The 21862-nt window shown below is 38.3% G+C and carries 21 protein-coding genes, 1 other RNA gene and 1 pseudogene; 13 read left to right on the top strand and 10 right to left on the bottom strand.

From position 1 onward, the window contains the following. From ACWIWK_RS05345 to ACWIWK_RS05335, 3 genes are all read left to right on the top strand, one after another. Window positions 1-1620, top strand: a complete 1620-nt coding sequence (locus ACWIWK_RS05345) for a DUF2972 domain-containing protein (RefSeq protein WP_454151505.1) — start codon at window positions 1-3, stop codon at window positions 1618-1620. After that, window positions 1589-2800 carry an adenylyl-sulfate kinase gene (locus tag ACWIWK_RS05340; protein ID WP_454151503.1) on the top strand — a complete coding sequence of 404 codons (1212 nt, stop codon included), beginning with the start codon at window positions 1589-1591 and terminating at the stop codon, window positions 2798-2800. Before ACWIWK_RS05345 ends, ACWIWK_RS05340 begins: the two co-directional genes overlap by 32 nt. 68 nt (window positions 2801-2868) lie before the next feature. Then, a complete protein-coding gene (locus ACWIWK_RS05335) occupies window positions 2869-3252 on the top strand; it encodes a DUF262 domain-containing protein (RefSeq protein WP_454151501.1) in 384 nt (127 codons plus the stop codon). Here ACWIWK_RS05335 and ACWIWK_RS05330 read toward each other — a convergent pair. Then, window positions 3220-3647 (bottom strand): annotated as a pseudogene (locus ACWIWK_RS05330) (hypothetical protein); the annotation flags it as partial. The gene ACWIWK_RS05335 and the pseudogene ACWIWK_RS05330 sit on opposite strands and share 33 nt — an antisense overlap. 216 nt (window positions 3648-3863) lie before the next feature. Here ACWIWK_RS05330 and ACWIWK_RS05325 point away from each other — a divergent pair. The 7 genes from ACWIWK_RS05325 (at window position 3864) to ACWIWK_RS05295 (ending at window position 10324) form a co-directional block, all read left to right on the top strand. After that, window positions 3864-4313 (top strand): Fur family transcriptional regulator, encoded by a 450-nt coding sequence (locus ACWIWK_RS05325; protein ID WP_454151499.1) that lies wholly within the window; start codon window positions 3864-3866, stop codon window positions 4311-4313. 33 nt (window positions 4314-4346) lie between these two features. Further along, entirely contained in the window at window positions 4347-5612 is a 1266-nt protein-coding gene (locus tag ACWIWK_RS05320) for a molybdopterin molybdotransferase MoeA (RefSeq protein WP_454151497.1), read from the top strand. A gap of 3 nt (window positions 5613-5615) precedes the next feature. Continuing rightward, on the top strand, window positions 5616-6032 hold the full coding sequence (locus ACWIWK_RS05315) for a universal stress protein (RefSeq protein ID WP_454151495.1): 417 nt from the start codon (window positions 5616-5618) through the stop codon (window positions 6030-6032). A 67-nt stretch (window positions 6033-6099) separates the two neighbouring features. Next, a complete protein-coding gene (locus ACWIWK_RS05310; RefSeq protein ID WP_454151493.1) occupies window positions 6100-7830 on the top strand; it encodes an McrB family protein in 1731 nt (576 codons plus the stop codon). Then, window positions 7823-9628: an McrC family protein gene (locus tag ACWIWK_RS05305; RefSeq protein WP_454151491.1), complete on the top strand. Its 1806-nt coding sequence runs from the start codon at window positions 7823-7825 to the stop codon at window positions 9626-9628. The genes ACWIWK_RS05310 and ACWIWK_RS05305 overlap by 8 nt, the downstream gene beginning before the upstream one ends. A 95-nt stretch (window positions 9629-9723) precedes the next feature. Further along, the gene (locus ACWIWK_RS05300) at window positions 9724-9927 is read left to right on the top strand and encodes a hypothetical protein (RefSeq protein ID WP_454151489.1); all 204 of its coding nucleotides are present in this window, start codon (window positions 9724-9726) and stop codon (window positions 9925-9927) included. After that, window positions 9899-10324 carry a hypothetical protein gene (locus ACWIWK_RS05295; RefSeq protein ID WP_454151487.1) on the top strand — a complete coding sequence of 142 codons (426 nt, stop codon included), beginning with the start codon at window positions 9899-9901 and terminating at the stop codon, window positions 10322-10324. Before ACWIWK_RS05300 ends, ACWIWK_RS05295 begins: the two co-directional genes overlap by 29 nt. A 16-nt stretch (window positions 10325-10340) precedes the next feature. On the opposite strand, the gene surE is transcribed toward ACWIWK_RS05295, so the two are convergent. The 8 genes from surE to ACWIWK_RS05255 form a co-directional block, all read right to left on the bottom strand. Beyond that, entirely contained in the window at window positions 10341-11114 is a 774-nt protein-coding gene (gene surE / locus ACWIWK_RS05290; protein WP_454151485.1) for a 5'/3'-nucleotidase SurE, read from the bottom strand. After that, complete coding sequence (locus ACWIWK_RS05285) at window positions 11111-12034, bottom strand: polyprenyl synthetase family protein (protein ID WP_454151483.1); 924 nt, start codon at window positions 12032-12034, stop codon at window positions 11111-11113. Before ACWIWK_RS05285 ends, surE begins: the two co-directional genes overlap by 4 nt. A gap of 15 nt (window positions 12035-12049) precedes the next feature. Further along, window positions 12050-13330, bottom strand: coding sequence for a DUF7488 domain-containing protein (locus tag ACWIWK_RS05280; protein WP_454151481.1), 1281 nt, complete (start codon window positions 13328-13330; stop codon window positions 12050-12052). 10 nt (window positions 13331-13340) lie between these two features. Beyond that, entirely contained in the window at window positions 13341-13649 is a 309-nt protein-coding gene (locus tag ACWIWK_RS05275; RefSeq protein WP_454151479.1) for a YbaB/EbfC family nucleoid-associated protein, read from the bottom strand. Between the two features lie 17 nt (window positions 13650-13666). Next, window positions 13667-14029 carry an aspartate 1-decarboxylase gene (gene panD, locus ACWIWK_RS05270; RefSeq protein ID WP_454151477.1) on the bottom strand — a complete coding sequence of 121 codons (363 nt, stop codon included), beginning with the start codon at window positions 14027-14029 and terminating at the stop codon, window positions 13667-13669. Between the two features lie 53 nt (window positions 14030-14082). Further along, window positions 14083-15369: a hypothetical protein gene (locus tag ACWIWK_RS05265; RefSeq protein WP_454151475.1), complete on the bottom strand. Its 1287-nt coding sequence runs from the start codon at window positions 15367-15369 to the stop codon at window positions 14083-14085. 114 nt (window positions 15370-15483) lie between these two features. Continuing rightward, window positions 15484-15852, bottom strand: a transfer-messenger RNA (tmRNA) gene (ssrA, locus tag ACWIWK_RS05260). Between the two features lie 77 nt (window positions 15853-15929). Beyond that, window positions 15930-16934, bottom strand: a complete 1005-nt coding sequence (locus ACWIWK_RS05255; RefSeq protein WP_454152031.1) for an agmatine deiminase family protein — start codon at window positions 16932-16934, stop codon at window positions 15930-15932. Window positions 16935-17030: 96 nt separating this feature from the next. Here ACWIWK_RS05255 and tsaD point away from each other — a divergent pair, with 96 nt between their 5' ends. From tsaD to ACWIWK_RS05240, 3 genes are all read left to right on the top strand, one after another. After that, the gene (gene tsaD / locus ACWIWK_RS05250; RefSeq protein ID WP_454151474.1) at window positions 17031-18098 is read left to right on the top strand and encodes a tRNA (adenosine(37)-N6)-threonylcarbamoyltransferase complex transferase subunit TsaD; all 1068 of its coding nucleotides are present in this window, start codon (window positions 17031-17033) and stop codon (window positions 18096-18098) included. A 79-nt stretch (window positions 18099-18177) separates the two neighbouring features. Beyond that, entirely contained in the window at window positions 18178-19275 is a 1098-nt protein-coding gene (locus ACWIWK_RS05245) for a tyrosine-type recombinase/integrase (RefSeq protein ID WP_454151472.1), read from the top strand. Continuing rightward, window positions 19275-20081 carry an endonuclease gene (locus tag ACWIWK_RS05240; protein WP_454151470.1) on the top strand — a complete coding sequence of 269 codons (807 nt, stop codon included), beginning with the start codon at window positions 19275-19277 and terminating at the stop codon, window positions 20079-20081. Before ACWIWK_RS05245 ends, ACWIWK_RS05240 begins: the two co-directional genes overlap by 1 nt. Before the next feature lie 66 nt (window positions 20082-20147). Here the strand turns inward: ACWIWK_RS05240 and ACWIWK_RS05235 are convergent, their stop codons facing one another. Further along, window positions 20148-21194 (bottom strand): methyl-accepting chemotaxis protein, encoded by a 1047-nt coding sequence (locus ACWIWK_RS05235; RefSeq protein ID WP_454152030.1) that lies wholly within the window; start codon window positions 21192-21194, stop codon window positions 20148-20150. Between the last annotated feature and the right edge of the window lie 668 nt (window positions 21195-21862).

The raw sequence follows: 21862 nt of genomic DNA, 5'->3' as shown, positions 1-21862 counted from the left end.
ATGAATTTAACAACTGACAAAGTATCTACTAATAATGGGGGGGGGCATTCATATAAAAATCCTTTAAGAAAATATTATCTTAAAAAAACATTTTTACTCATCAGAGCATATAGGCAATACTATCTTGGTTCTTGGATTATCAAACTTCCTTTTTATAAACTCACCTCAAATAAAGATAAAATACAAAAATGGCGTGATAGGCGCAAAGAGCGTCATAATGATTTGCAATTAGCGAAAAAATGTTTTAAAACTTCAAAATTATTTTATCCACAAATCAAAGCGTGGGTAGAATCTAGTGAATTTAAAGAAAAATACCTTGATACAAATCATCCGTATCCGCCATTGCTAAATCCCACTACGATAGATTATGGCACTATTGACACAGATATTGCGTGGGAGATGAATTTGCCATTGCCGCCGAAATATGATTTTATATTCTTTTCAAATGGCTCATCTGCCTCGGCTTTAGGTATCCTCTTTTTAGAAAAGTCAAATGTGAATCACTTTATAGGCTATGCACCAAAGGATATATACAGAACTTATTATGATATTTTAAAAACCACAACAGCGAAACAACAAAAAACCTGTTTATTTTTTTGGAGTGCTTCTGCAAACACTAGACTTCCTGATTTTAATGAAAATCCAAAGCAGTTTTTATATAGTATTTCTAAAAAAGTCCCTATGCTTCTTATTGTGAGAGACCCTATCGGGCGATTAAGACATCATTTGAATCATTTAGGTGGAAGTGGATATGAGATTAAACCACTTATGAAGCGATTTAATCTCACTTGCACAAATTACGAAAATCTTTTTTATAAACCCACTTATGTCAATGGCAAAAGCTACCCAGATTTCACTACTTTTGAAAGAAAAAAAAGCCTAAATTGGGCTATATCACAATCATTTATTCTTGATTCTGTATTGCAACACCTAAAAGATACTATTTCATTTATCCACTGCATAGAATTTAATGATTTAAAACCCGACAAGGTTATTGAAACACTCGATAATATAACCAATAAACTTGGGTTAGAACAACCAAAAAATACAAATATTTTTCTTAACAGAATCAATCGTAATTGTGGTGGAATCACACAACTCCCAAGCATACTTTACGCACACCCAGATGATTTAACTCATAACGACAAAGAAAATTTAACTACACTCAATAAAAATGGTGGATTTAGTTTTATCATCACAACGCCACAATGTATTGATGATAAACAAAAAAATTTTGTAGATATTACCAATGAAATACAAAAAGATTTGATTATAGATAATTCTAAAATTGTAATAATTATTGACAAGCAAGAATTAGACAATATAAAACAAAACAATCAACTTTATAATGCTAGTATAACTTATCTCAAAAATTACATTAAAACACTTAAAGAATATACTTCAAGTATCAATAGCAGACTTATTAACGAATCGCAAATTTTAGACTACTTGCGAGAACACAAAAATGCGAGAATTGCCATTAAACAAATGTTAGATACCGAACTAAATTACATAAAAACCTACCACCCTGACTTTATCCAAAAATGGAAGTATTATTTGGAGTTTGAAAAAATGTGCGCAGAGCTTGATGGGACAGATTCAAATAAAGGTGGTGCGTAAGATGAAAAATCAAGCAAAAAGTGGTGTGATTTATATCACAGGTTTAGCTGGGGCTGGGAAGACAACATTTGCAAGCGAGCTTTATAAGCACTTAAAGCAAAAGCATAGCAATGTGATTTTGCTTGATGGCGATGTATTTCGCAATATCTTTGGAGAAAGTGGCTTTAAGCGCGATGAGCGACTAATGGTTGCGTATAAAATCAACGCACTTGCTGGGTTTTTAGAGCAAAATGGGCTTTTAGTCATTGTGGCGACTATGAGTTTGTTTGATGAGATTTACACACTAAATAGAGCAAATTTCAAAAATTATTTTGAAGTGTTTGTCAAATGCGACTTTGATGAGCTTGTCCGCAGGGATAAAAAAGGGCTTTATAGTGGGGCATTAAGTGGGGTGATAAAAAATGTCGTGGGCGTGGATATAGCTTATGATGAGCCAAAGGCGCATTTTGTGCTAGAAAATCATCACGCCACGAATCTAGATGAAAAACTTGATAATCTTTTTACTAAAATCGATGAATTTATAGACAATGCCAAAGAAAAAGAAAAGATAGATGACAAAAACTATTGGGAAAACTACTACCAAGCGCGTCTAAATACAAAAGAGCAAGAACAAAGCAATTTTGCTTCTTTTTGTGTGGATAATTACTTTGATAAAGATTCAAGGCTTATTGAGCTAGGCTGTGGCAATGGGCGTGATAGTGTGTATTTTGCCAAAAATGGTATAAATGTGCTAGGAATCGACCAATGCGAAAATGTTATAGAATTTCTTAATAAAAAGCATAAGAGCGAAAATCTAGTTTTTCAAAGTGGGGATTTTACGGATTTGCCAAATGCAGATTCTAAATTTGACGCAATCTATTCTAGATTCACGCTACATTCGATAAACTCAAAGCAACAAGATAGGCTTTTTGGCTGGATAAATGCGAATCTAAAAACGAGCGGGATTTTAGCAATAGAATGCAGAGGATATAAAAACTCTTTGTATAGACTTGGTGTTATGGTGGAAAATGACGCTTTTATCTATGAAAATCATTATAGGCGATTTGTCAAATTTGAGGATTTGCTAGGGCTTTTAAGTAAAGATTATGAAATTCTCTTTGCCAAAGAGGACAAAGGCTTTGCACCTTTTAGAGATGAGGACGACTTTTTCGTGCGTGTGGTGGGGAGAAAAAAGATATAAGGTAATATTAAGATTTGTTTGTTATAATCCACCATTTTTGATTTATTAAACTCTAAAGGGATAAGTCTATGAGTGCCAATATGAGTGAAATAGAGGGCGAAGAGACGCTTGATGGTGCCTCAAGCGAAAGCGATGAAGTCTATCCACTTAGTTCCATTCACATAGAAAAGGGCAGAATGAGTCTTTTTGAAATAAAAAGACAATGTGAAGAAAGAAAACAGCTTATTTTGGACTTTGAATTTCAAAGATGGAATGTCTGGTCACAAAAACAAAAATCTGAGTTAATCGAATCTATACTTATGGGAATCCCTATCCCCATAGTATATCTTTTTCAAACAAGAGACGCGCGCATTCAAGTTGTCGATGGCAGACAAAGGATAGGTGCAATTATAGATTTTATGAATAAATATGACACAACCTATATTAAACAGATTTTCTCTTATCAATTTTAAGAAGATTTTATACAAATCTTGCTTTTGTATTTGAGTATTATACCTAAATTCTGTTTCTTTTAAATAAAGCAAAAAATTCTCTTTTTTGATTCCTTTAAATTTGCTTAATCTATGTCTTGCATAACACATTTTGCTTGCAGTTGCAAGTGTAACGAAGAAAAATAATTTTCATCAATCTCTATTTCACCATTTAATGTAGAGATTTTTTCGCATTCTTTGGCGATTAAAATGCGGATTTGATTGATGATTTTATTGACACTTTGACGAGAAATGTTGCTTAATTTTGCAATTTTAGAAGCTTCAATATCAAGACAAAAAAGTTTAAGAATCTCTCTTGTTTTTGCCTCTGAAATTCTTGAACGAATGATATACTTGTTTTTCACCGCTGACATCATAACTTAAGACTCCTTTATTTTGTCTTAAGTTGTCTTGAGCCAAAATTTAAACTTTTTTTGGTTATATTCCTTGATAATAGCCTTTTGGAAAAACACAACTTATAAAATATTTACAGGCAAAAAACACATAAATTTTTATAGATTTATCAAAAAATTAAATTTTATGTTTATAATGCCAAAATTCAATACATTAAATATTTTGTTTCGGAGAGAATTATGAACACACAATGGATAAAAGATTTGCAAGCAAAAAAACTCAAAGTAACGCCACAAAGAATCGCAATGCTTGATGAGCTCAAACGCAATGGGCATATGGATGTCGATGAAATGTATGAAAATATTAGAGAATTTTACCCATCTATTTCCCTTGCTACTGTGTATAAAAATTTGGGAGTGTTGTGCGAGGCTGGCATTTTACGAGAGGTAAAAGCCCCAAGTCAAAAGCAAAAATACGAGCTTTCCTGCGATAAGCACATTCACGCTTCTTGCGAAAAATGTGGAAAGTTGCAAGATATTGTCATTGATACAAGCGCGTTAGAGAGTGCCATATCTGCAAAAAGTGGCTTTGTGCTTTATGATACCTCAGCCGTGTTTATTGGTATCTGCCCAGAATGCCTAAAACAAGGTGCAAAAAAGCACGATAATCCAAACTTTGCCACCGCATAACAATATAATCTAATGCCACTCTAAAGGAGTAAAATGCGTAAAAATTTAAATATTGATGAAGTTTTTGCGCTTATATGGGACAAATGTGCCTTTATCGCAAAGGATTCTCGCACAACTTGTGAGGAGGTTGATATATTTGAGGCGCGGGGGCGGATTTTGGCTGATGATATTATCGCTTCGCGCGCTCTCCCGCCTTTTGATAACTCTGCAATGGACGGATATGCTGTGCGTTTAGCTGATAGCGGTCGCGTTGCTACCTTGCAGGGGCGCACACTAGCAGGAGAAAGCGCGCAGGACATAACACTACAAGATGGAATGTGCCAAAAAGTAATGACAGGCTCGCCCGTGCCAGCTGGCACGCAGGCGATAGTCCCAATCGAAAAAGTCCAAATCACGCAATCTAAAGAATCTACGCATATCGCCCTGCCACAAGACATTCTCCCAAACCAACACATTCGATTACAAGGCGAAGAAATCGCTCTAGATTCTGTGATTTTACCACGCTACACGAGATTAAAGCCACTTGACTTGGGATTGCTTGCTTCGCAAGGATTGCGCACGATTAAAGTGTGTAAAAGATTGTCTATCGCGCTCTTTTCAAGTGGCGATGAAGTCATAGAGCCCGGGACAAAAGCACTTCCACATCAAATTTACAATACAAATGCAATCAGCTTGGATTCTATCCTTTCTCACTATCATCACAACGCACAATACTTGGGAATCTTGCCAGATGATAAATCCACACTCCTCACTAAATTACAAAATCTTACTCAATACAATGTAGTCATTACCACAGGTGGGGCAAGTGTGGGCGATGCAGATTTGCTTAAATCGACTTTAAGCGAGCTTGGCGCGGATTTTCTCTTTGACGGAGTGAATGTCAAACCGGGCAAACATTTAAGCATAGCGATTTTAGGCAAAAGTATATTTATAATGCTACCGGGTAACCCGCTTGCTTCGTTGTTGCATTTTTACACCATAATTCTCAGTATTTTAGAGTTCCTTAGTGGGGCGAGATTATGCTTCATAAAGGCGCAATACGCGAATGCAGATTCTCAAGCTTCGCTTGCAAATGGAGTGCAAAAAATCATTTTAGGGCGTTTAGAAAGTGGCAAATTTTATATTTTCAATAAAGGCAAATTTGGCTCCAGCGCGCTTATAAATGTATGGAAAAACAACGCGCTAGCGATTCTTAACGGACAATATGATACAATCAAACCAAATGATACTCTTGCTTGTATTGCCTTTGAGAGTGAATTTGAGGAATCGTGTAACTTTATCAATGATTTAAGGAGGTAGCAAATGACAAAAATTTTATTTGGGGTGAGTGATACACAAGAATGTAGGAAAGCTATCGGCACTATCATTAAGCTCTTTGGCAAGCGAGAGGACATTGAGCTCACGCTCCTACACGCAAGCCAAGACATCGTAATGTATGCCCAAAGCGGTATCGTGGATTATGAAATGATTGAAAATATCGAGCAAGAGCACTCCCACGAGATTATCAATGAATTTGAAAACATATTCAAACAAGAGGGCATATCGTGCAAGACACTCTTGCGCACGGGTAATCCAATCGATGTCGTGCTCGAAATCGCCGAGCAATACGACTTACTTGTCATCGGCGAAAGCGAATCTTCTCTCCTATATAGAATCTTTAGCTCCCATCAAAATAGCTTTGTGAATTCATCTCCAATCTCTGTGCTTGTGGCGAAGTAGAGAATCTCATTCGCAAGATTCTCACGCTAATGCTTTTGTAGAATTACAAACACAAAAAGGAGTGAAAATGACAGAGCAAACACAATGGAAAGAAAGCAAAGTAACAATTAGAGGCAATCAATATTTTCATTACCCACAAGATGAAAACGAATTTAAAAATGAAGTCGTAAAAAGTGGTGGGTGGATAGCACATATTTACAAAAATGGTGCTTTTGTGGATAAAGTAGAAGCAGATTCTAGTGTGATATGGCAAGCACCTATTTTTACAAATATCAAAACAACTAAGAGAAATAACAAAGATATTGAACAAATTTATGAAAATTGCAAGTTTTATGCCGTTCCAAAAGGTTACGAGGATATGTTGCCACAAATAACACAAAATAATCTTAAACCAAAAGGAAAAAATGTGATAACTAATCCGCCGCTTAATCAAATCCTCTATGGACCGCCGGGCACGGGCAAGACTTATAGCACGATTGATAGAGCATTGGAGATTTTGCATTATTATGATAAGTCAATGCAGATTCCCGAATCTAGAGAGGATAAAAAGGTGATTTTTGAGAGTTATCGCACAAATGGACAAATCGCATTTGTAACCTTTCATCAAAGTTTTTCCTATGAGGAATTTGTCGAGGGGATAAAGCCAAAACTCATAGATTCTAGCGATGGGCTAGAATCTAGCGAGATGAGCTATGAAATCAAAAGCGGAATCTTTAAGCAACTTTGCAAAAACGCGCTAGAAAATTTGGAAAATTCACTAAAAAGCCAAGAGATTCTACAATATGAGAAAAATTTTGAAAACAAACTTAATGAATTTTTAAGTGATTTAGCAGAAAATCAAAGAGAGATTGAGAAAAGCAATGTCGGTAGTTTTCGCATTAAAGATTTTGATGAAACAAAAATCTATATTGATACGCAAGACACAAAAATAAATTTGTTTTTGAATATAGATTTTCTAAAAAAGGTTTTGCAAAGCGATGAGAAATTTCAAACTTCAAAAGAAATGATGGCAAAAATAGCAAAGAAGAAAAATCAATGGCAATCAAGCACATATTATTTTCAGCTATACAAGTTATTTCAAGAATTTAAACCACAAGAAATATTAGAAAATAGCGATGAGAAAATCGAGCTAAAGCCCTGCATTCTCATCATTGATGAAATCAATCGTGGGAATATAGCCAAGATTTTAGGCGAACTTATCACGCTTATCGAGCCTAGTAAGCGAATCGGTGGCGATGAGGAACTGCGCGTAACTCTGCCCTATAGCAATGATAGCTTTGGAGTGCCGAGCAATCTCTACATAATCGGCACGATGAATACCGCTGATAGAAGTATCGCGTTGCTTGATACCGCGCTTCGTAGGCGGTTTGAGTTTGTAGAGATGATGCCTGATTGTAGCATTTTGAGTGAAAATTGCTATGGCGTGAATCTGCGTAAATTGCTACAATCTATAAACGCGCGAATCGAATTTTTGCTTGATAGGGAGCATACCATTGGGCATAGCTTTTTTATTGGCGTGGATTCTATGGAGGATTTACGCGAAGTCTTTGGGCTAAAGATTATCCCGCTGTTGCAAGAGTATTTTTATGATGATTATGCCAAAATTAGCGCGGTGCTAAATCATAATGGAATGATTAAGGCTTTTTCGCAAGGCGATTTGGGCGTGAATTTGAGTGATGATTTTGTGGATAACGAAAAGCGCGTGTATCGCATTAGCGATTCTCATTCGTGGGATATAGAGACTTTTATCAAAATCTACCAATCAAACGATTCGCGCGAATCTAGCGACAATGAGTAAAAATAACACCCTTTGTATCGCCGAGTGGCAGAGCTTTGGCGTGGAGGATATAGCTAAGGTGCTTTGTCATACTGAGCGCAGCGAAGTATCCAAAAACGATAATAAAGACTTGCACGCTGTTTTAGATTCTTCGGTCGCTTCGCTCCCTCAGAATGACAAAGAAAAACTACACGACAAAGCCCAAAAGATTTTCAATGAACTTAAAAATTTCGCCGATGACAAGGGCAACCACATATTTTTAAATTCTTATGGCAAAAATCGCCTTAAAGCGCGGAATTATGTCGGGCTTATCCAAACCAAAAGCGGATTTTGTTTGGAAATTTTGCCAAAGACTTTTCGCACAGCAAATGAAAATGATGGCTTTAAAATTCAAAATTGCGCCTGCTCGTCATTGCAAGACAAAGCAAACTTATTTTCTTGTCATACTGAGCGTAGCGAAGTATCTCAAAACCTTAATAAAAATAGAGATATTTCGGTTTCTACGAAACCTCAATATGACAATGTAAATTTTTTACCTACAGCTCAAAATGATAAAAAAATGGATTGCCACGCCGACAAATCGGCTCGCAATGACAACGCCCACCCCCTGCGCCACCCGCACACAAGGGAGGGGGAAAGTGTGGAGTTGCCGCACACAAGGGAGGGGGAATCTTTGCCAAATAAGCGCACAAAATGCCAAGTGTGTGAAGCAAAGCAGATTTTACTCAATATGCTTAAAACTTTGAAAAAAAGTCCATTTAAGCAAAGCCATATTTCAAACCTCAAAACGCACAAATTCCCCTTGCTAGAAATCTTTGCCAATATGTTTTTAGATGAGTTAGAGTGCCTTATCAAAAGGGGGATAAAGAGCGATTATGTAGTGCGTGAGGAAAATCGCGCGTTTCTCAAAGGCAAATTGCTTTTTAGCGAGAATTTAAAGCACAATTTCGCGCACAAAGAGCGATTTTACACCGCAAGTGATGAATTTATCGCCGATATTGCGCCAAATCGCCTTATTGTCAGCACACTTTTGCTTCTAAGCAAGTGTAATTTTAGTGCCAAAACAAGCACGCGGATTTTGCAAAGTCGCTTTGTGTTTGATGAAATCGCTCCAAGTCAAAACTATGACAAAGATTTCGCCAAATGCGAGAATCTACGGCATTTTAAGAGTTATGAGATTTTGCTTTTGTGGTGCAAAGTGTTTCTTAAACGCCATAACTTTATGCCCTATCAAGGCGGGGATAAGGCGTTCGCGCTACTTTTTGATATGAATGCGCTGTTTGAGAGTTTTGTCGCGTGGCATCTCAAAAGAGAATGTGGCGAGGGGCACAGCATAAAAGCACAGGAAAAAAGCAAATATTTGGTAGAAATAAATGGTGAGCGTAAATTTCAAATCAACCCCGATTTAGTGTGCTATGAAAACGGCGCAAAATCCGCGCGTTTTATCGCTGATACCAAGTGGAAGATTCTAGATTCTAGTCGAAATGATTATGGAATCTCACAGGGCGATTTATATCAGCTCTTTGCGTATTTGGCGAAATATCAGTGTGGCAAAGGCTACCTCATCTACCCCAAAATCACGGATACAAGCAAAGAATCTAACTCCACGCAAGAAGCACAAATCCCGCGAAAATTTACCTACAAAGCACGCATTTGCTTTTTTGATGAAAATCGATTTGATGAAAAACAACTTGATGAGAATCAAAAAGAAAATCCAAAAACCCACAAAAAGCAAAATCTTACTTTGCAAATCTACTTTTTTGATTGCCAAGAGGTGAAAAACAGTCTAGATTCCATAAAATTACTCTTTAACCCATAATTTTACAACAACCTTACAAAAACCACATTGTATTTTTTACATTTGTTGCATAGCATTTTATTTGTAATTTATACTTCAAAGATAAGGAGAACCCTATGACACGATTTGGTTTGTTTTGTAAAATTATCTGCATCACATTGCTATGTAGTGTAGTTTTTGGTGTTGATAATTCATCATTGCAAGGTAGAAATTTGGGCAAGCACTATAAAACTTATGGTTTGGTTTATATAGTCCCACAAGAGGCGATAAATAAAATTGAGACTTTGAGTTTTGGGCTACCAAAGCATTATGGAATTTAACGAACTTGCAACTCAAGCACTTTCACCCTTAAGAGATTCCCCAATTCCAAGAGTAAGTGGCAGGATTTATGCAGACTTGCCAAAACAAGCACAAGAACAAATTAAAGATTTAGGAGTAAATGGTTTAAATCGCACGATAAATGGAAATCAAGAATGGCTACACCGCCCACATATTACCCTAAGTTATAGTATGCAAACGCTTGATAGTAATTTAGAAATAGAGTTGTCAAACTTGGCTAATGAATTTAATGAAATCTTTACCAAAGGGGTGATAGCAAAGTTTGAAAGTGTTTCTATTGTCGAGTTAGGTATAACGGGGAATGTTTTACGCGAGATTTATCGCATAAATTTGCACAATGGACAAATTACACATATATCACATTCCTTGCAAAATTAACATACAAGTAAGAATCTCACTCACTCGTCCATCGAGTGAGATTCTCTAAATCTTCATAGCTTGTCATATCCACGCTTAGTGGCGTTATAGAAACAAATCCTTGCTTGAGTGCCTCAAAATCGCTCATTTTTTTACTACGAGGCTCGAATTTAAGTGGGTGCGTGCCAAGCCAATAGTATTCTTGCCCTCGAGGCGAACGACCCTTTTTTGCGTCATTGCCATAGAGACGATAGCCAAGCTCTGTAACCTTGTATCCCTTAAACTCCTTTGAAAGTGGAACATTGACATTGAGAAACTTTCGATTCCCAAGCGGATTAGAATCTAAGAGTTTGCGTGCAACTTCATAAGCCACCTTTTTAGCAAGGTTAAAATCACAATCTTTTGCATCGCCCTCCTTATTGACAAGCTGTGAAATCGCTATACTAGGAATCCCAGCAATCGCTCCCTCCATAGCCCCTGCCACCGTGCCAGAGTAAGTTACATCTTCACCCATATTGCAGCCTAAATTTATGCCTGAAACAACTAAATCAGGGCGTGTTCCATCGCTATACATTGCATTAAGTGCGAGATACACACAATCTGTGGGTGAACCATCATCGAGTTTATAAAAATCCTCCCCCACAGCGTGGAAAAATAATGGTTTAGTGATACAAAGTCCGTGTCCGCACGCAGATTTTTCATTCGCGGGGGCGACTACTAGCACGCGTCCTAGCGGGGAAAGGGCTTCTTTTAACGCGCTTAATCCCTTAGAATCAAAGCCATCATCATTGGTAAGTAAAATATTTTTCATTTTTTCTCCTTTGTGGGATTTATCTCTTGAAAATATGGTTGTAAAAATCCCCTAAGATGAAACGCAAGAGAATCTGGAAACTCATCAAGTTGATTTTTTAGAGAATCGGTGAGGTTTTTATGCTCTTGTTGTGCGCCGCTTATGCCAAGTAGATTGACATAAGTATTTTTGAGTGTGTCATTTTGCAACGCCTTGCCCTCAATCGCGCTATCACCAAGCACATCGATTAAATCATCGCGCACTTGGAAAAAGAGCCCTAAATCCTTGCCAAACCGTGCAAGTTGCTCCAAAAGACAATCACTAACATTGCCAATCAATCCGCCCATTTTAAGCGAAGCAATGATAAGTTGTGAGGTTTTGTTGTGGTGGATACATTGGAGTTTGTCAATCTCTAATTTTGTGTTCTCAAACTCGCAATCAAGCACTTGTCCAAGCACCATAGCCCCAGCACTTTTAGAAAGCTCAAGCATAAGCGCGACTTTAATATGAGAATCTAACCTCGCACAAGAAAGGAGCTCGAAGGCATAAGTGTTGAGCGCATCGCCCACAAGGAGTGCGAGCGTCTCATTATAAGTCGTATGCAGTGTAGGATAGCCACGGCGCAATGGAGAGTTATCCATACAGGGCAAATCATCGTGGATAAGCGAATAAGTATGGATAGATTCTATGGCGAGAGCTGGCAAAAAGGCGTTTGGAAGCATTTGTGGCGCAAGTGAGCCAACCACACACAAACAAAGAGCAGGACGAAACCTCTTGCCACCAGCAAGCACCATTTCCCACAATGCTCTTTGGTAATGCGGGTGAAAACTCTGCGCGCACGGAGCATTATGCGTGATAAAGTCCTCAAACTCGCGCATTGTAGAGTGAAGATTAAAACTAGATTGAGAATCTACACATTGTGAAGAATTTTTACTTGGCATTATTGTAGAGATTCCTTAGATTTTAATAAAAAACTCTGCTTCACCACGATGAATGAGTAATTGAATCTTACCTCCATATTGTTGCAATTCCTCATCGCTTTGAGAGTTTGATAAGAGTTCTTTAATGTTGTGTATGTTTGCTTCTTTTTTATTTATCCATACGATTTTATCACCCTCTTTTAAGAATCCTAAGCGCAAATGTCCGCTATCATTTAAACTTAACACTTCTAAATCCTCGCCAAACGCCACTCCAAATCGCTCTAAAAATGTATCACTCAAAAGCAATCCACCATACATTTTATCTGGCTTAATGGTAATTGTATGCACCTTGCCATCACGCTTAAAGGCAATTTTTGCGCTTGTATTTTGTGCTAGATTAGTAATAACCCATATCGTATCAAGCACACTGCCGACTTTTTTGCCATTCACGCTCACTATTTCATCACCCACCATAAATGGGTTATTAGGGAAAAATGGGTCGATTAAACGCACAAGTGGTTTTTTTGCATTCATATCAAAGCGCACACCTATATCACTATAACTTGCGCCAACATTTAAAAATCTATCAATGTATTTTTTCTCTAAAAAGCCATTCCCGCCCACGCCGATTCCATAAATTTGATAGCAAATATTGCCAATAACACTGTTTTGCGCTAATGGAGAGGAAAACTTCGCATAATTAAGATACCCGCTTTGGCGTGCGGTGATTTTGCCTTTTTTGACTTCTTTAGCACTGATAGTAGCAAGATTTGGGTCTTTTAGCGTGCGAGAATCGAGCGCAAGTAAATTATAGCTTAGTTTGCTTGTCCCAGATTCCACAAGATAGAGCCCCACAAATGGGTCGGCTTTGAGAATCTTTGCATTAGGACGCGTCTTGGATTGAAGTAAATAAACCTTTTTGCCTTTATGTTTGAGGGCTATCGCACGCGTATCGCCCACAGGCACGCTTGCATTAAGATAGTAGTTTTTGCAATGCGAGTAGTTGAAATTTTGAGCGGGGGCTTTGGGTGTGGGTGCATTGGTGGCTTGGGTTGGTTTAGGTTGTGTGGTTGTTTGAGTAGCTGTGGCAGAGGGTGTCTTTGTTGGCGTGATTTGTATGTCTTCTTGCTTTTTGGGTTGAGACTTTTGCGAATCTCCAGAATCTATATTCTCGCGCTCTTTAAGGTCTTTTAGCGTTTGGAAATTTTTTAGCTTATCCTGTGGATTTAAGACATCTTTGGTAGCCTCACTTCCCTCGCCATCTGCACCCAACACAATGCCAAACGCCAAACAAAACAATAAACAAACTTTTTTCAAAGCCACAACCTTAGGATTTTTTCTCAAATAAATTTAATCCACCAAGCATATCAAACGCACTATTTTGCTTGTTTTGCTCCACCGATTTATAAGCGTCATTAAGCGCACTTAAGAGCAAAATTTGCAACGAGTCTTTGTCTTCAAGCAAACTCTCATCGATTTGCAAATCTACCAATTCTCCCGTGCCATTAAAGCTCACGCTCACTAGCCCACCACCACTTTTAGCAGTAAAAATATTTTGCTTCGCCTTTTCATTGAGCTCACGCAAACTCTCTTGCACATTCATAAGCATATCGCCAAATTGTTTAGAATCAAACATTTTGCTCCTTTGAAGTATTAAATTTCATAACCCACGCCTACAATCGCGTTGTTTTCATCTACTTGCACGATACTTGGTTTAAAGGATTGCACCTCATCGACTTCCATACTCGCATAGGCAATAATGATGACTATATCGCCGACTTGCACCTTTCTTGCAGCTGCACCATTGAGGCAGATTTCTCCGCCTTTTTTCCCCAAAATCACATAGGTGCTAAACCGCTCTCCATTATTGATATTCACCACATCAACTTTCATTCCATTATAAAGCTTGGCGGCACGAGCAAGATTCTCATCAATAGTAATAGAACCTGTGTAATTGAGATTTGCATCGCTCACGCGCGCTCGATGAATTTTTGAGTAAAGCACTTCCACACGCATTATTCACTCCACATTAAGAATCTAAAAAGTTGCATTGTAACATATTTTCTTAATCACTCATAACTCACGACAAAAACCTCAGAATGTGCCCTATCATCTTTACGCACGATTTGTTTGACTTTTGCTTGTTTATTTGTCGCATTCAGTGCTTTTAAAAAGTGCATAATTTGGGCTTGATTGAGCGCGTGAATATGCAGATTTATCACACTTACTTCCTCACTTTTGGCAAGCACAATGTGCTCAAGAGCAATATCAAAGGTTTTTAGCAAGCTAAAAATTTCACTTATATGCACGCTTAGCGGGGTGTTTATGTTTTGAGCAAGGGAGTTGAGCTTTTTATGCAAAGTGGCATTTTTATTTTGCAATTCTTTTATTTCATTATCCTGTGCGGTAGCACTTGATTGCAAATCATCAAAGTTAAAATCCTTGCTTTGCAACGCCCTAAGTTCAGAATCTAAGAGTGTGTTTTGGATAAATATCGCACTTGGATACATAAAACACACACAAAAACACAACGCAACAAGACTATCGCGTAAAATATGTGTCTTACCCCGTGTGAAAAAACCACAATAATTGAGCGCAAAAAATCTTTGGTTCTTTAATAGCGCGTTTTTGTGGCTCTCCCATTCATTGATAATATCTTGTTTCACGCGCTCCCACGCACTATATCCTCTCACTTGGTGGAAAGCTATCTCTAGTAAAATCCGCACTTCATCACGCAGACAAATCTTATGCAAATCAAAATCCCCATACATATCACGCAAAATTTCAATCTTTTGTCCTAATTCTTCCTTACTTGTATGCAAAGTGCTACAAACCACGCCATTTTCAATCAATAGCACCTCCTCATAATCACTCACATATAAAAATCCTTTTTGTATCTCACTGCCAAGCAAAAAGCTATCAATGCCAATGATAACCTTACGCCCAAGCAGGGAATCTAATGGCGTCAAAATCTCTTTTTCATTGATAAAATAGGCGCGAATTTCTTGGAGATTCTCATCATAAAAATGCTTGTTAATACAAAGGGCTATTTCATATACACATTCCTTGTTGATTGCGCCCTGCTCTTTTGCCTTTTGGAGCGCAATTTTGATAATTTCTTGTGTGCTATCGATGTGCTTTTGACACTCAAAATGAATGCTTGGGATTGTGTGAGATTCTACAATGACATAAGTTGTAGTGCGAGGGAAAAGCACGCTAATAATACGACACAATAAATCAAAAACTTTGACAACAAAAGAGAGATTTTTAGGAGTTGGAGCTACACTTGGAATCTTTTCTACTTCACGGAGCATTTCATCATAGATAATTCCTTTATAGTAGAGATTTTCAAGCATTCAAATCCTTTTATGATAATCTTTGTCAAAATGCAAAAAATATTCCTTTTGGCAATGAGAATCTTTGTTAAATTATGAATTGGATTTTTATCTAAGGTTAAGATTTAAGCGGAATGGTGGAGCTGTGGGGGATTGAACCCCAGTCCAAAAATCAAATCCTCTAAGAATCTACATGTTTAGATGAGATTTTTGTCTTTTCGCCTGCGAGCTAATCCCCAAACTCCTGCCTGCGAGCAATCTCTAAGTCTTTTAGCCTAAGTGAGATACATTAGGCTAGCATCTAGCGAAATGATGGCAACACTAATAAAGCTAGAATCTATCAGTAAGCCAGCTCCAAAAGTAAGGTTAAACCTACGCTACTTTTGCGTAAGCTGGAGCGTAATTTGCATTGTTTGCGTTTAAATTTAAAAAGCGGTTTTAGAGCCCGCCACGCTCACATGCACTTAGTCTCTTTTAATTCCTGTCGAAAGCCACTTCAGCCCCTCTACACAAACAAGTCAGCAATATACATACCAACTCTTAACCAATCGACAACGCTAAGCAATTTTGTAGAAAATACGCTAATACATTTGCATAGTGGCGCAGTGCAAACTCCCATTCCATTTGATTAACTCCACGCAATCTACACCGATGACTTGCAAATGTGGGAGAGCATTTTGCAAGGTTTTTAATGCTCTTGTATCGCTTTTTTTGTCCTTATAGGTTGGCATAAGCAATGCACCATTGACAAACAAAAAATTCACATAGCTCGCTGGCTTACGCTCTTTTTGATACAGTCTCGCCTTTGGCAAACGGAGTGGAATAAGGTTAAACGCATTTCCCTTGTCATCTCTTAGTGCGCGAAGTTCGTCTTGCATTGCTTGGAGTGCCTCATAGTGCTCATCATCTCTGTCCTCGCACGCACTGTATGCAATCGTGCGTTCATCAATGAAGCGCGCAAGCGTATCAATGTGACTATCTGTATCATCACCGCGCAAAAATCCGCAATGCAACCACAAAACCTTTTTTACACCCAATCTCTCGCGCAATAGAGAATCTAACGCGCCTTTATCTAAATGTGGATTGCGATTGCGCTCTAAGAGACATTGCGTGTTTGTAAGCAAAAGTCCCGCACCATTGCAATCAATACTCCCGCCCTCTAAGATAATCCCTTCATTGCGTAGATTCTTAAGCACGCCGAGCTTTTGAAGTTCGCCATTTAGCGCATTATCATAATTTGCTGTATATTTTAATCCCCAACCATTAAACCCGAAGTTTAAGAGTGTATTTTTACCAGCATTATCTAAAGTAATCACACCATAATCACGCACCCAAGTGTCATTATAACGCACTTTAAGGATTTTTAATCTCCCCTTGCCTATTGCGTTTTTAAACTGAGATTCCAAAAATTTTTTCGCACTTTTATCGCGTGGGTCGGCACACACCCACACTTCCTCAAACCTTAAAATATGAGAGATAATCCTCGCAAAACATTCTCGTGCTTTAGGTAAAATGGATTCCCAATCACTTTTTTTATGTGGGAGGGCGAGTAAAACTGCCCTTTGCTTTTCCCATTCTGCTCGCATTCTCATTAGCCACCCCTCAAAATTAACGATATTAAATTATAGCCGAATTTAACGAGCCTTTGCTATAATGACGCGAATTTCAACAAAAGGCACAAAATGATTTTAAGCATAGAATCTAGCTGTGATGATAGCTCACTCGCTCTTACGCGCGTGAATGATTGCGCACTTTTGTGGCATTATAAAATCTCTCAAGATTCTCATCATAGCCAATATGGGGGCGTAGTGCCAGAAATTGCTTCACGCCTGCACGCGCTCGCCCTGCCAAACTTGCTAGAAAAATGCGCAGAATTTCTACACACACATAATCTAAGCAATGATTCTACAAACCCCTTTGGCGCAATCAAAGCAATCGCTGTTACAAATCGTCCGGGTTTAAGCATTACGCTTAGCGAGGGAGTATGTATGGCAAACGCACTCGCACTAAGCCTTAATGTGCCCATTATGTATATCAATCACCTAAAAGGGCATATTTACTCGCTTTTTATCAATCAAAAAGATATTTGCGTGGGTAGCGGACTTGCTGTATTGCTTGTCTCTGGCGGGCATACGCAAATTTTAGAGTTTCAAAGTTATGAGCACATTAAACTTATAACTTGCAGTCTTGATGATAGTTTTGGGGAGAGTTTTGATAAAGTCGCTAAAATGCTCTCTTTAGGTTATCCCGGTGGTCCAATCGTGGAATCTTATGCCACCAAACACCCACAAGACGCGCCACTTTTCCCATTTCCCCTCCCGCTTTTACACGACAAACGATTAGCCTTTAGTTTTTCTGGGCTTAAAAATGCCGTAAGGCTTACGATAGAGCAAGAGAAGCGTGAGAGAGCAAGGCTAGATTCCAAAACCATAGCAAAAATTTGCGCGAGCTTTCAAAATACCGCGTGCGAACACCTCCTCAATAAATTGGAAAAATATTTTGACAAAAAGGCGGGTGCATTCTCGCATTTTGCTATTGTGGGTGGAGCGAGTGCAAACGCATTTTTGCGCACTCAAATTGCTAATCTTTGTGAAAAATTTGAAAAAAAACTCCTTTTAGCAGATTTGGAATTTTGCGCAGATAATGCTGCTATGATAGGACGAATAGCGTGTGAATCTTACCGCAGAGGTGAGTTTAGCCCTATTAGTGATACCATTGCTTCAAAAAGCCTGCCAAATGACTTTGAGTAGGTTTGTAAAATCCCTATAAAATGCTACAATCACAATGTATCACAAATGCCTAATTACTAGATGAAAGACAGAGGAATAAATGCGACACACTTTAGAACCTTATGAGAGTTTTAATGAGAATCTATTGGCGTGGATGGGGAGATTTGTCCGTTATAAGCTTAATACGCTCTCAAATCATCAAGTGCGTGATAAAGAGTGTTTGCTTGCCTGTCTTAATGCCCTTAAACAAAAACCAAATGACCTTAATGAACTTATAAGTATTTGTAAAATGGCGCGTGGTAGCGGACTTATAGGAATCAATATCTTTATAACGCCACTAAGCAAACTCTATGAATACCTCACAACACTCAACCTTACTTCGCTTAAGCAAATCGATGAGGAGATTCTCATTGATTTTATTAGCGTGCATACCGCGAACTTAAGTGATGCGAGCAAAAAAAACTACCGCATTGTATTGCTTGGATTCTTTGGATTTATCGACAAAAATAATAGCGATGAGAAAAAAGGGGGTTCGTTTGTTTTTAATATCACGCTTTCTATTAAATATTTACAACGGCAAAATAGCGGGCAAAAACTCCCAACTTATTTAGATGAAAATGAATTAGAAGCGTTTTTACAAGCTATCGATGAAACGCCAATGCCCTATGAACGCGTAAATCGCGATAAACTTATCATTAAAATAATCGTTTATACAGGCGTGCGCGTAAGTGAAGTGCTTAATCTACGAATCAAGGACTTTATCCCCCAAGATGATATTTGGCTTTTCCAAGTGCGCGGCAAGGGAAATAAAATGCGTGTGGTAATGATGAAAAAACAAAAGATTGAGGGCTTAATGAATGCGTGGATAAGCCAACGAGCACAAATTGAACTTAAGAGCAAAATCGAGGATAATCTCATCTTTTGTAACCCAAAGGGCGGCAAGCTCACCCAAGCAAGAGTGTATCAAGTATTAAGCGAGATTCTTCATTTTGCTGGGATTAAAAAAGAAAAAATGGGGGCACATATGCTCCGCCACACTTTTGCCACGATGCTTTATACCAAAAAGCACGATTTAGTGCTTGTCCAAGAAGCATTAGGACACGCTAGTCTTAATACCAGCAGAATCTACACGCACTTCGACAAAGAGCGACTAATGGAGGCTGCTAGCGTAATGGACAGCTTTGAGAGGAGAAAATAATGAAAATACACCAAATATTTTATACAATCGCACTTTTTCTATGCGTTGCTGTGCACTTAGAAGCAAGCACCTTTGATAGGGCGAAAGAAGAGTTGCGAGCGTTTTATTTTTATAACGCACAATACCGCTTTGATTTTTACTGCCAAGCCCCCTTTAAAGTTGAACCAAAAAGTGATTTTAATGGGTTTAAGACGCCAGAGATTATAGAATCTAGCGCATACACTCCAAGCACAAAATCAAACAAAAAGGCTAAAATTATCGAGTTTGAGCATATTGTGCCTGCAAGTGCCTTTGGCAAACATCTCTCTTGCTGGAGTGAAACCTCCAAAAAGGGCAAAAAAGGCAGGGCAAACTGCCAAGACACACAAAACACCTCCAAAGACGCACAGCTCTTTAATCAAATGGAAAGCGATGTGCTTAATATCGTCCCAGCTATTGGCGAGATAAATGCCTCTCGTAGCACATTTGAGTATTTTGACGCGCCACAAGATTTGCAATTTTCACAATACGGCAACTGCAAGGTATTTGTGGATTCCAAAAATAAAAGATTTTATCCTGCGCCATACTCTAAGGGTTACATCGCGCGCAGTTATTTGTATATGATTGAAACTTACTTCATACCAAATGACTTGCCTTACGATAAAGAGGAATTCGCTCGAATGCAAAAATGGGATAAACTCTACCCTCAAGATTCTGCTGAAAAAGTATTGCGAGAGAGGCTAGAGCAAATCAACAAAAAACTTAAAGCAAAAGAAATTATCAAAGATATTGATAAGAAACTACGCCTTTTGCAAAATTTGATTTAACAAATAAATTGTAGTAGTTGTGGAATGTGGTCTTATAGCTTTTTAAAGCAATCGCACACTTGGGACTTACGCTGTCTTAAGTGTGCTTGCCTCGCCTTCATCGTTTGATTGTGTGCTTGCTTGAGCTGGTGTCGCCTCGCCACTTGTGCCATTTTCATCAGCAAGATTCTCATTGTTTTCTTCGTTTTGTTCATCTTGCAAGGACTGTGCGCTTTGCTGTAATAAGTCAGCAATTTTTTCAAACGCCTCTATGGCCTCATAAGTCTTTTGAGCAATATCAATAGAATCACTGCTTTGCGCGCTAATGTTTTCCACCACCTCACCTAAAGAATTTTGTGTAAGTGTGAGATTCTCTTTAGAATCTTCGCTTTGCTTTGCGAGATTTTCAAAGACTTTGGTATTTTGCGAGACTACATCAGTGATTTCTTGCAGGCTTCCCATTAAAAGGTTGATACTCATCTCGACATCTTTGAGGCTTTTTTGTGTAGATTCTGAAAGTTTGCGCACCTCATCAGCCACTACGGCAAACCCTCGCCCGTGCTCACCTGCGCGTGCTGCTTCAATCGCAGCATTAAGGGCTAAGAGATTGGTTTGTGAGGCGATATTATCAATAAAGACAAGTGCTGTTTTAATGTTTTCGATATTGCCCTCAAACTCTTGAAACTTTAAGCTAAACTCACCTTGTGCGTTAATGCTTTGGTTAATGCCCTCAAGGAGGTTTTGGATAGTTTGATACGCCACTTCAAAATGCTCCTTGCTTTGCAAAATCTTATCCTGCGAAGTCTTTGTAATATCAATGCTTCCTTGCAATCGCGCACTTAGCTCCTTGCTAGATTCTATGCTTTTATTTGCTTCATTTTTGGCGTGGATAAACTGCTCTTGTAAATTCTGTAATTTTTGGTTGAGTTCTTGCGTGTTTGCCTCGTTTTGTTTAGAATCTGCATTATCATTCGCGTCAGATTTTTTTGCCTCGTTTTGTTTAGAATCTACGCTCTCTTGAGCCTGTGCAAACAAACTTGGATTTTTCCCAATCTTGCTTACATTAAACCATACTACCAAAACACTCACAACCAAACAAAGGATAATCACTACACCAGCTACACTCGCACTCATCGAGGCTATTTGGATAGAATTTAATTTCTCATAGCCTTGCGGAGTGTGGATAATGCTACCATCAGGGTTGGTTGTCGCATTGGCGAGGAATTCTTTTGCTAAATTTTGAGAATCAAGCGAAGAAATTACAATAGAAGCGTTGCTGTGAGCTTTTTGGATAAGTTTTGCTGTGATAGATTCTAGTAGGCTTTGCATTTTTGTGGCAAATTCCTTTGCATTGGTGATTTCTATGGTAGTATTGACCTCTTCATAAAATTCTTTTATAGAATCGTTATTTTTGATAAAACTCTCATTCCAACTACGAAACATAGCACTTGTAACCGCTCTTTGCGTATCAGCACCCGATGAGATGATATGAGCCAAACGCCCACTCGCTTGGATAATAAAATCAAATTGCTCAACTAAGTCCTCGCTCTCTAACAACACATCAATAAGCACATTGGAATCCGCGCTCAAATCCTTTTGATACACCTGAAATGCCCTTGAAAAATCCTTGCCAGAAAGCTCGCTAATCTGGTATGCCTTAAAACTTAAATAACCAAAAACACCACTAAATATGACAATAAAGGCAAGCAAAGCAATCAAACTTGCTCTTGTAGCGCGAATAAATCCCAAATGTGCGTCCTGCATTTTATTAGCCCCCTCGCTTTTTGAATTAAATTTCCTAA

This window comes from Helicobacter sp. 23-1048, from assembly GCF_053654545.1.
The sequence above is the reverse complement of the archived record's forward strand: the minus strand, read 5'-3'. Positions and strand labels throughout refer to the sequence as shown.

Excerpts from the sequence above, each read along its gene's own strand:
- ACWIWK_RS05310 (WP_454151493.1), top strand. The coding sequence starts at position 6,100 with ATGACAGAGCAAACACAATGGAAAGAAAGCAAAGTAACAATTAGAGGC.
- ACWIWK_RS05320 (WP_454151497.1), top strand. The coding sequence starts at position 4,347 with ATGCGTAAAAATTTAAATATTGATGAAGTTTTTGCGCTTATATGGGAC.
- ACWIWK_RS05305 (WP_454151491.1), top strand. The coding sequence starts at position 7,823 with ATGAGTAAAAATAACACCCTTTGTATCGCCGAGTGGCAGAGCTTTGGC.
- ACWIWK_RS05245 (WP_454151472.1), top strand. The coding sequence starts at position 18,178 with ATGCGACACACTTTAGAACCTTATGAGAGTTTTAATGAGAATCTATTG.
- ACWIWK_RS05285 (WP_454151483.1), bottom strand. The coding sequence starts at position 12,034 with ATGCCAAGTAAAAATTCTTCACAATGTGTAGATTCTCAATCTAGTTTT.
- ACWIWK_RS05345 (WP_454151505.1), top strand. The coding sequence starts at position 1 with ATGAATTTAACAACTGACAAAGTATCTACTAATAATGGGGGGGGGCAT.
- ACWIWK_RS05340 (WP_454151503.1), top strand. The coding sequence starts at position 1,589 with ATGGGACAGATTCAAATAAAGGTGGTGCGTAAGATGAAAAATCAAGCA.
- ACWIWK_RS05315 (WP_454151495.1), top strand. The coding sequence starts at position 5,616 with ATGACAAAAATTTTATTTGGGGTGAGTGATACACAAGAATGTAGGAAA.
- ACWIWK_RS05275 (WP_454151479.1), bottom strand. The coding sequence starts at position 13,649 with ATGTTTGATTCTAAACAATTTGGCGATATGCTTATGAATGTGCAAGAG.
- ACWIWK_RS05265 (WP_454151475.1), bottom strand. The coding sequence starts at position 15,369 with ATGCTTGAAAATCTCTACTATAAAGGAATTATCTATGATGAAATGCTC.
- tsaD (WP_454151474.1), top strand. The coding sequence starts at position 17,031 with ATGATTTTAAGCATAGAATCTAGCTGTGATGATAGCTCACTCGCTCTT.
- ACWIWK_RS05300 (WP_454151489.1), top strand. The coding sequence starts at position 9,724 with ATGACACGATTTGGTTTGTTTTGTAAAATTATCTGCATCACATTGCTA.
- ACWIWK_RS05255 (WP_454152031.1), bottom strand. The coding sequence starts at position 16,934 with ATGCGAGCAGAATGGGAAAAGCAAAGGGCAGTTTTACTCGCCCTCCCA.
- ACWIWK_RS05240 (WP_454151470.1), top strand. The coding sequence starts at position 19,275 with ATGAAAATACACCAAATATTTTATACAATCGCACTTTTTCTATGCGTT.
- surE (WP_454151485.1), bottom strand. The coding sequence starts at position 11,114 with ATGAAAAATATTTTACTTACCAATGATGATGGCTTTGATTCTAAGGGA.
- ACWIWK_RS05325 (WP_454151499.1), top strand. The coding sequence starts at position 3,864 with ATGAACACACAATGGATAAAAGATTTGCAAGCAAAAAAACTCAAAGTA.
- ACWIWK_RS05335 (WP_454151501.1), top strand. The coding sequence starts at position 2,869 with ATGAGTGCCAATATGAGTGAAATAGAGGGCGAAGAGACGCTTGATGGT.
- panD (WP_454151477.1), bottom strand. The coding sequence starts at position 14,029 with ATGCGTGTGGAAGTGCTTTACTCAAAAATTCATCGAGCGCGCGTGAGC.
- ACWIWK_RS05235 (WP_454152030.1), bottom strand. The coding sequence starts at position 21,194 with ATGAGTGCGAGTGTAGCTGGTGTAGTGATTATCCTTTGTTTGGTTGTG.